11 protein-coding genes are annotated in these 8,973 nt (G+C 70.0%); 6 read left to right on the forward strand and 5 right to left on the reverse strand.

Going from position 1 to position 8,973, the window contains the following annotated elements; all coding sequences use genetic code 11:
* Positions 1–63: 63 nt before the first annotated feature.
* A complete protein-coding gene (gene rimK / locus HCC78_RS00105; RefSeq protein ID WP_172326704.1) occupies positions 64–1,491 on the forward strand; it encodes a 30S ribosomal protein S6--L-glutamate ligase in 1,428 nt (475 codons plus the stop codon).
* Between the two features lie 21 nt (positions 1,492–1,512).
* On the opposite strand, the gene HCC78_RS00110 is transcribed toward rimK, so the two are convergent.
* Together HCC78_RS00110 and HCC78_RS00115 are read right to left on the reverse strand one after the other, a co-directional pair.
* Positions 1,513–2,025 (reverse strand): hypothetical protein, encoded by a 513-nt coding sequence (locus HCC78_RS00110; RefSeq protein WP_172326705.1) that lies wholly within the window; start codon positions 2,023–2,025, stop codon positions 1,513–1,515.
* Positions 2,016–2,555: a hypothetical protein gene (locus tag HCC78_RS00115; protein ID WP_216670973.1), complete on the reverse strand. Its 540-nt coding sequence runs from the start codon at positions 2,553–2,555 to the stop codon at positions 2,016–2,018. The genes HCC78_RS00110 and HCC78_RS00115 overlap by 10 nt, the downstream gene beginning before the upstream one ends.
* Positions 2,556–2,725: 170 nt before the next feature.
* Between HCC78_RS00115 and HCC78_RS00120 the strand changes: the two genes are divergently transcribed.
* The 4 genes from HCC78_RS00120 (at position 2,726) to HCC78_RS00135 (ending at position 4,982) form a co-directional block, all read left to right on the forward strand.
* Positions 2,726–3,097 carry an SUF system Fe-S cluster assembly protein gene (locus HCC78_RS00120; RefSeq protein ID WP_216670974.1) on the forward strand — a complete coding sequence of 124 codons (372 nt, stop codon included), beginning with the start codon at positions 2,726–2,728 and terminating at the stop codon, positions 3,095–3,097.
* A 7-nt stretch (positions 3,098–3,104) separates the two neighbouring features.
* Positions 3,105–3,728 carry a hypothetical protein gene (locus tag HCC78_RS00125; RefSeq protein WP_172326706.1) on the forward strand — a complete coding sequence of 208 codons (624 nt, stop codon included), beginning with the start codon at positions 3,105–3,107 and terminating at the stop codon, positions 3,726–3,728.
* 89 nt (positions 3,729–3,817) lie between these two features.
* Positions 3,818–4,573 (forward strand): DUF3307 domain-containing protein, encoded by a 756-nt coding sequence (locus HCC78_RS00130; protein ID WP_172326707.1) that lies wholly within the window; start codon positions 3,818–3,820, stop codon positions 4,571–4,573.
* Between the two features lie 49 nt (positions 4,574–4,622).
* Complete coding sequence (locus HCC78_RS00135; RefSeq protein WP_172326708.1) at positions 4,623–4,982, forward strand: iron-sulfur cluster assembly accessory protein; 360 nt, start codon at positions 4,623–4,625, stop codon at positions 4,980–4,982.
* 6 nt (positions 4,983–4,988) lie between these two features.
* Here HCC78_RS00135 and HCC78_RS00140 read toward each other — a convergent pair whose 3' ends face one another.
* The gene (locus HCC78_RS00140) at positions 4,989–5,744 is read right to left on the reverse strand and encodes an autoinducer binding domain-containing protein (protein WP_172326709.1); all 756 of its coding nucleotides are present in this window, start codon (positions 5,742–5,744) and stop codon (positions 4,989–4,991) included.
* 211 nt (positions 5,745–5,955) lie between these two features.
* Between HCC78_RS00140 and tpiA the strand changes: the two genes are divergently transcribed.
* Entirely contained in the window at positions 5,956–6,690 is a 735-nt protein-coding gene (gene tpiA, locus HCC78_RS00145; RefSeq protein ID WP_172326710.1) for a triose-phosphate isomerase, read from the forward strand.
* Between the two features lie 46 nt (positions 6,691–6,736).
* On the opposite strand, the gene HCC78_RS00150 is transcribed toward tpiA, so the two are convergent.
* Complete coding sequence (locus HCC78_RS00150) at positions 6,737–7,342, reverse strand: hypothetical protein (RefSeq protein WP_172326711.1); 606 nt, start codon at positions 7,340–7,342, stop codon at positions 6,737–6,739.
* A gap of 116 nt (positions 7,343–7,458) precedes the next feature.
* Positions 7,459–8,973, reverse strand: a complete 1,515-nt coding sequence (gene dacB, locus HCC78_RS00155) for a D-alanyl-D-alanine carboxypeptidase/D-alanyl-D-alanine-endopeptidase (RefSeq protein WP_172326712.1) — start codon at positions 8,971–8,973, stop codon at positions 7,459–7,461.

An 8,973-nucleotide genomic window follows, 5' to 3' on the forward strand; every position in this document is an offset into this window, starting at 1 on the left:
CATTGACCGCGCGCCCCGGCAGAGGCTAGGGCGGCGCCAGACCAAGGCAGGCGGGGGCATCGCATGACCGACATCAGCAACGACCAGACGGATTTCCGGCTCGGCTGGGAAGAATGGCTTTCGCTGCCGGCGCTCGGGCTGCCGGCGCTGAAGGCGAAGGTCGATACCGGCGCGCGGACCTCGGCGCTGCATGCCTTCGACATCGAACCCTTCGGGCCGATCAACAAGCCCAAGGTCCGGTTCGGCGTGCATCCGATCCCGGGGCGCGACGAGCTGTCGATTCCCTGCTCGGCCACCATCGTCGACCGCCGCGAGGTCACCTCGTCCAACGGCGACATGGAACTGCGCTATGTCATCCGCACCGAGGTCCACATGGGCAACCGATCCTGGCCGATCGAAGTGACGCTGACCAACCGCGGCTCGATGGCCTACCGGATGCTGCTCGGCCGCCAGGCGCTGATGGACGACATGCTGGTCGCCGCCTCGGAACGCTGCTGCCAGCCGGAGCTGAGCTACGACGTCTACCACACGGCAGATGTCCGCACCCAGGCGCCGCGGCGCTCCCTGCGCGTCGCCGTGCTCAGCCGCGAGCCGAAGAACTACACCACCAGCCGGATCGTCGCCGAGGGCGAAAACCGCGGCCATGTCGTCGAGGTGATCGACACCTCGCTGTGCTACATGGCGATCAACGCGGATGCGCCCGAGGTGCATTACGACGGCCAGCGCCTGCCGCGCTACGACGCGGTGATCCCGCGCATCGGCGCCTCGATCACCCCCTACGGCACTGCGGTCATCCGCCAGTTCGAGACCGTGGGCACCTATTGCGTGAACCCTGCCGACGGCATCACCGCCAGCCGCGACAAGCTGCATGCCCACCAGGTCCTGGCGCGGCACCGGATCAACATGCCGGTCACCGCCTTCGCCTCCTCGCCCAAGGACACGCTGCACCTGATCGAGCTGGTCGGCAGCGCGCCCCTGATCGTCAAGCTGCTGGAGTCGACCCAGGGCAAGGGCGTCGTGCTGGCCGAGACCAAGAAGGCCGCCGAGTCGGTGATCTCCGCCTTCCGCGGGCTCAAGGCCAACTTCCTGGTGCAGCAATTCGTCAAGGAGGCCGCGGGCGAGGACGTGCGCTGCCTGGTGATCAACGGCAAGGTCGTCGCCTCGATGAAGCGCTCCGCGGCCAGCGAGGGCGAATTCCGCTCGAACCTGCATCAGGGCGGCACCGCGAAGCCGGTGCGGATCACCAAGGAAGAGCGCGACATCGCCATCCGCGCCGCCAAGGCGTTCCGGCTGAACATGGCGGGCGTCGACATCCTGCGGTCGAATACCGGGCCGAAAGTGCTGGAGGTCAATTCCTCGCCGGGCTTCGAGGGGATCGAGAAGGCGACCGGCAAGAACATCGTCGAGACGCTCTACCAGGACATCGAGAAGCGCGTCCGCCCCGCCCCGGTGCGCCGCAGCGCGACCGTCCCGCGCGACAGCCGCAGCTAGTCCCGCCAGCCGGGACGCGGCCTAGGGCGCGTCCAGCGGCCCGTCCTGCGGCACGTAGCGGCCGCGGGCGGTTCGGAAGAAGGCCAGGCAGTCGGTCAGCTTCCAGCCCTCCGCGCCATGGACGGCATAGGGATCGAGCTCCAGAACTGCCGGCACCGGGCCGCGCGCGCCGTCCCGCAGGGCCAGGATCCCGTCCAGAAGCGCCGCCTTCTCCGCCACGTATTCCTGCGCGCCCGGATAGAGCGGATCGGTCCAGGGCATCCGCAGCACGATCCGCGTGCAGCCCGGCGCCGCCACCCCCGGCAGCGCATCCGGCGCCAGGTAGATCTCGAACATGCCGCCGTCCGACAGCCGGTAGGCCAGCTCGCCGTCGCGCCCCTCGGGCACCGGGCGCAGCATGTCCGCCGTCAGATCGACCGCAAGATGGTGGTAGTCCTTCCCGGCCGTCCGGTTCGTCCGGACCTGGGCCTCCGCCGCCCCCGCGAGCGCGACGACCAGCAGGAGCGCCGCCGACCGCAGGAGCCTCAGGGACATGAGGACCGGAACGTCACCGCGCCGCCGCCATGCAGGGCATAGTCGTCGAGGTATTTCTTCGGCGTGCCCTTGCCCAGCGGCGTGTTGTAGTACCTTTTCCAGTAGGTCGCCTGGCCGGTCGTGTTGCCCGCCTTGGGCAGCGCGGCGGGCGCGCGCCAGTAATGCACCCGCGCCATCGCGGCGGCATAGTTGTCGTTCGTTTCCAGCTCGGCGACCTTGTCCGCCCCCGGCGCGCTCAGCAGCGCCTCGACCTCCGCCGCCAGCGGCTTCTTGAAGGCGAGGAAATTCTTCCACAGGTCGTTATGGGTGGCCGGCTCCATCTGGAACAGCCCGCGCGCCGGACCGCTGCCCAGCTGGCGGCGGAACTTGAGCCCGCCGCTCTCGTGCAGGGCGGTGCCCAGCAGGAGCTGCGCCGCCGCCGCGGAAAAGGGAATCTCGGTCAGCCGGCACAGCACCGGCTCGATCACCTGCGTGACGAAGGACTGGGCGGTATGTTTCGGCACGTTTTTCCCGAGCAGCGCGAGCGGCATGGGTCCTCTCCCGGAAATGACTGTTAAAATTGCCTCCATTCTGCCACCGGCCTGCCCCAGCGGCAAGCATTGCGATGACAATCCCGCAACCCCGGCCTTCCGCAGGCGCTGGGTTCTGGACCTCGCGCGCCGCGGCGCTTATATTCCCGACTGAAACACGAGGAATATGCATGTCCGTGACCGACACCTCCGATCCGCAGCTCGAAGGCGCGCCGCTGATCAAGCCGTCTTCCACCGACCACCCGCTGCACGAAGCGGTGGTCGAAGCCTGCCGCAGCGTCTACGACCCCGAGATCCCGGTGAACATCTACGATCTCGGCCTCGTCTACACGGTCGAGATCAACGACGAGAACGAGGTCAACATCATCATGACCCTGACCGCGCCGGGCTGCCCGGTGGCGGGGGACATGCCCGGCTGGGTCGCCGATGCGGTGGAGCCCCTGCCCGGCGTGAAGAGCGTCAATGTCGACCTGACCTGGAACCCGCCCTGGGGGATGGAGATGATGTCCGACGAGGCGCGGCTGGAACTGGGCTTCATGTGACATCGCCATGACCGGCGGCGCGGTGATTTCCGGCGATCTGGTCGGCTCCGTCCGGGCCGGTCCGGAGGCGGTTGAGGCGGCCTTCGCGGCGCTCGGCGCGGCCTTCGCCGAAATCGGCCGCTGGAACGGCAGCGATCCCCGGCTGACCCGCTTCCGCGGCGACGGCTGGCAGGCGGCCATCCTGCCCGGCAGCGGCGCCTTGCGCGCGGGGCTGTTGCTGCGGGCCCGGTTCCGCGCGGCGGAACAGCTGCCCGAGACCCGCATCGCCATCGGCTTCGGCGGCATCGACCGCCCCGGCAGCCGGGATCTGTCGGATGCCGACGGCGCCGCCTTCCGAAATGCCGGGCACCTGCTCGACTCCCTGCCCCGCCGCCGCCGCCTGGCCGTCGCCGCCCAGGCCGCCCCCGACGGACTGGCCGCCGCCGCCGCGCTCTGCGACGCGCTGGCCGCGCGCTGGAGCCGGGCCCAGGCCGAGGCCGTCGCGCTGGCCCTGCCGCCGGACGCGCCCACGCAGGCGGAAATCGGCGCAGCCCTGGGACTTACGCAGCAGGCGGTCCAGGACCGGCTGGACCTGGCCGGCTTCTGGGCGCTAGAACAGGCCATGGCCTGGGCGGAAGCGCGCGCAGGCTGACGCCCGGCCCTGTTCTCCGAATTACAAGTCACAGGGCTTGTTTTTAGAAATACAAGTTTAGAGGCTTGTTTTGCGCGCTGCGAGACATCATGCTTGAAACATCCGCGGCGCTGCTCCTGGCGCACGTGCTGGCGGATTACGCCTTCCAGACCGATTGGATCGTCGAGAACAAGCACCGCTTCAAGGTGCTGGCGCTGCACGGTGCCATTGTCTTCGCGGCCAGCTGGCTGGCGCTGGGACTGGCTCCGGCGACGCTGCCGCTGGTGGCCGCAGTGACGCTGCTGCACATGGCGACCGATGCGGTGAAGACCCGGCTCGGAACCGGCCAGCTGTGGAGCTATCTCGCCGACCAGGCCCTGCATGTCGCCGCGGTCTTCGCCCTGCCCGCCGTTTTCGCCGCGGGCTGGGCAGACGGGCTCTGGGCGGGGCTGCTGCCGCCTGCCGCGCCGGCGGTGATGGCGCTGGCCGCGGGCCTGCTCTTCGCCACCCGGGCGGGCGGGATCGCGGTGCAGCTGCTGATCGCGCCGCTGCTGGCGCGCGACTGGGCGCTGCGGGCGCAGGTCAACGGCGGCGGCATCAAGGGCGCGGGCGCGGTCATCGGCCAGATGGAGCGCGGCCTGGCCTATGCCTCGGTGCTGACCGGCAACGTCGCTGGCATCGCCGTGCTGGTCGCGGCCAAGTCGATCCTGCGCTTCTCGGACGCGCAGAAGAGCCGCAAGGTCGCCGAATACGTGATCATCGGCACCATGGCCTCGGTCGGCTGGGCGGTGCTGACCGGGATCGCGCTGCGAATCCTGGTGCTGGGGCTGCTTCCCGGCGGAATTCCCGGGCTGCTGCTCCCTTGAGTTGGCGGCGCGTCTCCCTTATCTTGAGTAAGTTAGTCAGGAGAGCACCATGTTCGGAATCCCCGGCAAGCAGGCCGTGACCCTCACCCCGGCCGCTGCCAAGCAGATCAACAGCCTGATGGCCAAGGACGACCGTCAGGGCCTGCGCATCGGCGTCAAGAAGGGCGGCTGCGCGGGCATGGAATACACCATGGAATACGTGTCCCAGGTGGACCCGATGGACGAAGTGGTGGAGCAGGACGGCGCCCGCGTGATGATCGCGCCGATGGCCCAGATGTTCCTCTTCGGCACCGAAATCGACTACGAGGTCTCGCTGCTCGAGGCCGGGTTCAAGTTCCGCAACCCCAACGTGGTCGATGCCTGCGGCTGCGGCGAGTCGATCAAGTTCGCCGATCCGCAGCAGAGCTGAGCCCGTTCACATCGCGACAAGGCCCCGCGCCCTCGCCATCGCGAGGGCGTCATGGTGCGTGCCGACCTGCAGCTTGGCGCAGATCGTCCGCAGCATCCCCCTGAGCACCTGCGGCGCCACCCCGGCATCGGCGGCAATCGCCAGCAGGCCCTGCCCGGACGCCATCGCGTCCAGGATGCGCCGCTCGGCCTCCGACAGCGTTCCGAAGCCCACGCCGAAGGCCGATGAATTGTCGTCCCGGCTTTCCCTGGGCGCGGCCAGCTGCAGCGACAGCATCGCTCCGATCGACGCGAAGGCCTGGGCGGTGCCCCTGCCGAACAGCGCCTGCGGCTCCTCCCGGCAGGTGATCGCCAGCACCCGGCGCAGCCCGCCCGAGGCGAAGCTCGCCGTCAGGCAGTAGCGCAGCCCGGCACGCTCGCGCAGGGCGGCCAGCTGCACCCGGCGCTTCGCGTCCCAGCCGAATCCCGGCGTCGCGCGCAGATCGAAAACCGGCGGCAGCCTGCCCGCCCCCGCCAGCGTCACGGTCGCATCGACCCCCACGAGCCGCGCCTCGCGGTATTCTTCCAGCCAGTCGTCCGGCAGGGTGTTGCGGGTCCAGGCCAGCTGCCCAGAGCGCTGCAGGAAGCCGCAGGAATTGACGGACGTGGCCCCCAGCGCGGTGCAGATTTCCACCGTCTCGCGCCACCGCGCCTCGTCGTCGGCCGCCGCCGCCATGCGGTCCGCCGTGTCGATCAGCAGGTTTGCCAGCCTTTCGCGCTTCATCTCAGGCGCCTCCCCCCGAAGCTGCAGCCCATGAGCGGAATCCCGCCCATGGCGAACTATGCTGCAGAACAGCGAAGCGCGGAAGGGGGCATCTGCGGAATCGCCGCTGCCCCCGGCGTCATGTTACCCCGGTTGCCGCCCCCGAGACTTGTGCTAAGCCTCCTGACGGGCCGGGCGCCGGTCCGACTGAACTGCGAAAAGGGAAACGGCGATGGCACGCAAGCTCGCGGCGGGAAACTGGAAAATGAACGGGCTGAGCGCCGACCTCGCGGAGGTGCGGACGCTGCTGGAAGCCGGAGCGCCGGGATGCGGCGTGCTGCTCTGCCCGGCGGCAACGCTGGTGGCCGCGATGGCCGAGACCTGCAAGGGCAGCTTCATCGATGTCGGCGGGCAGGACTGCCACGCGGCGGCTTCGGGCGCCCATACCGGCGACATCAGCGCGGCGATGCTGGCCGATGCCGGCGCAAGCCACGTGATCCTCGGCCATTCCGAGCGCCGCGCCGATCACGGCGAGTCCGATGCGGTGGTGAAGGCCAAGGCAGAGGCCGCGCTCGAGGCGGGGCTGCTGCCGGTGATCTGCGTCGGCGAGACCGAGGCCGAGCGCGATGCGGGCGAGACGCTGGCCGTGGTGGCCACGCAGCTGGCCGGTTCGCTGCCGGAGACGGCAGGGCTGGTGATCGCCTACGAACCGGTCTGGGCGATCGGCACCGGCCGCACCCCGACGCTGGAGCAGATTGCCGAGGTGCATGATGCGATGCGCGCCACGCTGGCCGAACGCTTCGGCGATGCCGCGGACGGGATCCCGCTGCTCTATGGCGGCTCGGTGAAGCCCGGCAATGCCGCGGAGATCTTCGCGGTCTCGAACGTGGACGGCGCGCTGGTCGGCGGCGCCTCGCTGAAGGCCAAGGATTTCGGCGCGATCATCGCCGCACTCGACGCGGCCTGAGCCGGACGGCCGGCGCGGGGCGGATACTCCGCCTCCGCGCCGCGCGTCAGGTGACGATGACCACGTTCGGCGCCCAGTTCGCGGTTGCCTCGACGACCCGGGTGACCGGATTGCGCGGCGCGTAGGGCTGGAGGATCCCGCCGGTGACCGTCACGTACTGGACCCCGTACCAGGGGTCGAGCACCAGCAGGCGGCCATGCGACAGCGGCCCGGCCACCACGACCCAATGCGCGCCGCCGCCGACCCAGCGCACCTCGGTGATCGCGGGCTTGCGCCGCGAGGTCTGCACCAGGATCGGCGAGGACGAGGCATTGCCCGCGGCGATGGCCTGGACCGTGCCGCCCGCCAGGTCGCCCGAGCTGTAGGTCGCGTAGCTCACCGCCGGACGCAGCGCGTCCAGCCCCGCCCGGACGTTCCATGTGCCCGCCGCCGCGAAATTGCGGACGCCCTCGACCAGCAGCCCGCCCTGCCCGATATTGCCGTCGGCATTGCCCTCGAAAGCGGCAATCTGCATCCGCACGTACTGCTCGCCGAGATCGGCGTCGTTGACCAGCTTCTGGACGATCTTGACCGAGGCGGGCCCGCAGGAATTCGGCCTGTGCTGCCGCTCCATCGCATGCCAGCCACCGTCGATGTCCCGTTCGTACTTCATGCCGTCCTCCGTTCTTCCGGTGCGCGCAAAATGGCACGGCCGCCGCGCCGCGTATGTGTCGGAGGACACGGCGCGGATCATTCCGGAACGGCAATGCGGAACGGCAGGCCCGGCCCTCAGGCCTTGTCGGACCAGAGACGGATCAGGTCGTACTGCATGGCGCGCGACCGCGTCGTCCAGCCATGCGAGCCCGCCGGGCGTTCCTCGTCGCCGGGGGCGATCTTCGCGCGGCGCTCTTCCTCGGCGGTGTGGATCGCGAAGATCAGCGGCGGCTTGGACGGGCGGCGGATATAGCCGACGAGGCAGCTGACGAAATTCAGCGTGCCGGTCTTGGCGCGCAGCTGGAACGGCTCCGCCTTGCCCTGCTTGTTGTAGAGGTCGACATGCTTCAGCAGCGGCCAGAGCGGCCCGTCGAGCCCGATATGGTGCAGCATCAGCGACATGTCGCGGGCGGTGACGCGCGAGTCGGGACCCAGCCCGGAATGGTCTACCAGATGGCTTTCGGTCATGCCGATGCCCTGCGCCCAGGCGGTCATCTCGGCGGCAGAGGCGGTCAGGTCGGCCGGGGTCGCGCCGGTCCGCGCCTTGGTCGCGGTCAGGCCCAGCACCTCGGCCGTGAGGTTGGTGGAGTATTTCAGCATCTCCCGCGCCACGTCGGTGAGCGGCGCGCTCTGGTGCAGCCCGACCGGCACCGCGGGCGGCAGTTCGTCGATGTATTCGGGTTCCGGCAGGACCACCGCGGGCGACCGCATCGCGGCCAGCGTCCGCATCACCTCGGCGGTGTAGCGCTGGGTGTCGCGCACCGGCAGCCAGCGCGCGCCTGCGCCGCCGAGGGCGGGACGCGCCACGGTCCAGGCTTCCTGCCCGGGCGGGGCGGCTTCCACCTCGAAGATCGGGCCGCTGCGGTTCGAGGTGCTCATCGTCACCATCCGCACCGGCGGCACCACATGGTCGGCCCGGGCATCCATGTCGATGTCGTAGCCGCTGCCCTGCTGCTTCCACTGGAAATGCACGCGGTTGAAATTCAGGTTCAGCCCCGAAACCGCGGGGTTGTAGCCCAGGTGGTCGGGCTGGCCGGGATCGATCTCGGCCACATAGGGCAGCGCGTCGTCCCAGACCTTGAAGCCGCCCGAGATCTCTCGCAGGCCGAGCGCCGCGAGCTGGTCGAGCAGCGCGTCTATATCGTCCGAGCTCAGCGTCGGATCGCCGCCGCCGGCAAGGATCAGGTCGCCTTCGAGCCGCCCCTGCCGCAGCGGGCCGGTCGCCAGCAGCCGCGTGCGGAACCGGTAGGCGGGCCCGAGATGGTCGAGCGCATAGGCGGTGGTGATGGTCTTGCAGGTGCTCGCGGGCATCATCGGGTCGTCGGCCCCGCGCCCGGCCAGGACTTCGCCGGTAACGGCGTCGCGCAGCTGGAAGGTCACCTCGCCGCCCAGCCGGAAGCTGTCGATCAGCGCATTGGACGCCGGGCCGACATCATGGCGGACCACCGCGGCCGGGGCGGCGGGACGTGCCGCGCCTGCCATCTGCGGGCGCGGACGGGGCACCGGGGAGCCGGTCACCTGCGCCTGCAGCGGCGCCGCGGCCAGCGCGCCAAGCCCTGCGAGGACACCGCGCCTTGTGAGGCTCTTCAT

It is taken from the genome of Mangrovicoccus sp. HB161399 (assembly GCF_013184745.1).
Lineage (GTDB): Bacteria > Pseudomonadota > Alphaproteobacteria > Rhodobacterales > Rhodobacteraceae > Mangrovicoccus.

What these genes read in the sequence shown, in the direction of transcription:
- rimK (WP_172326704.1), top strand. Translation starts at nt 64, where the DNA reads ATGACCGACATCAGCAACGACCAGACGGATTTCCGGCTCGGCTGGGAA.
- HCC78_RS00110 (WP_172326705.1), bottom strand. Translation starts at nt 2,025, where the DNA reads ATGTCCCTGAGGCTCCTGCGGTCGGCGGCGCTCCTGCTGGTCGTCGCG.
- HCC78_RS00115 (WP_216670973.1), bottom strand. Translation starts at nt 2,555, where the DNA reads ATGCCGCTCGCGCTGCTCGGGAAAAACGTGCCGAAACATACCGCCCAG.
- HCC78_RS00120 (WP_216670974.1), top strand. Translation starts at nt 2,726, where the DNA reads ATGTCCGTGACCGACACCTCCGATCCGCAGCTCGAAGGCGCGCCGCTG.
- HCC78_RS00125 (WP_172326706.1), top strand. Translation starts at nt 3,105, where the DNA reads ATGACCGGCGGCGCGGTGATTTCCGGCGATCTGGTCGGCTCCGTCCGG.
- HCC78_RS00130 (WP_172326707.1), top strand. Translation starts at nt 3,818, where the DNA reads ATGCTTGAAACATCCGCGGCGCTGCTCCTGGCGCACGTGCTGGCGGAT.
- HCC78_RS00135 (WP_172326708.1), top strand. Translation starts at nt 4,623, where the DNA reads ATGTTCGGAATCCCCGGCAAGCAGGCCGTGACCCTCACCCCGGCCGCT.
- HCC78_RS00140 (WP_172326709.1), bottom strand. Translation starts at nt 5,744, where the DNA reads ATGAAGCGCGAAAGGCTGGCAAACCTGCTGATCGACACGGCGGACCGC.
- tpiA (WP_172326710.1), top strand. Translation starts at nt 5,956, where the DNA reads ATGGCACGCAAGCTCGCGGCGGGAAACTGGAAAATGAACGGGCTGAGC.
- HCC78_RS00150 (WP_172326711.1), bottom strand. Translation starts at nt 7,342, where the DNA reads ATGAAGTACGAACGGGACATCGACGGTGGCTGGCATGCGATGGAGCGG.
- dacB (WP_172326712.1), bottom strand. Translation starts at nt 8,973, where the DNA reads ATGAAGAGCCTCACAAGGCGCGGTGTCCTCGCAGGGCTTGGCGCGCTG.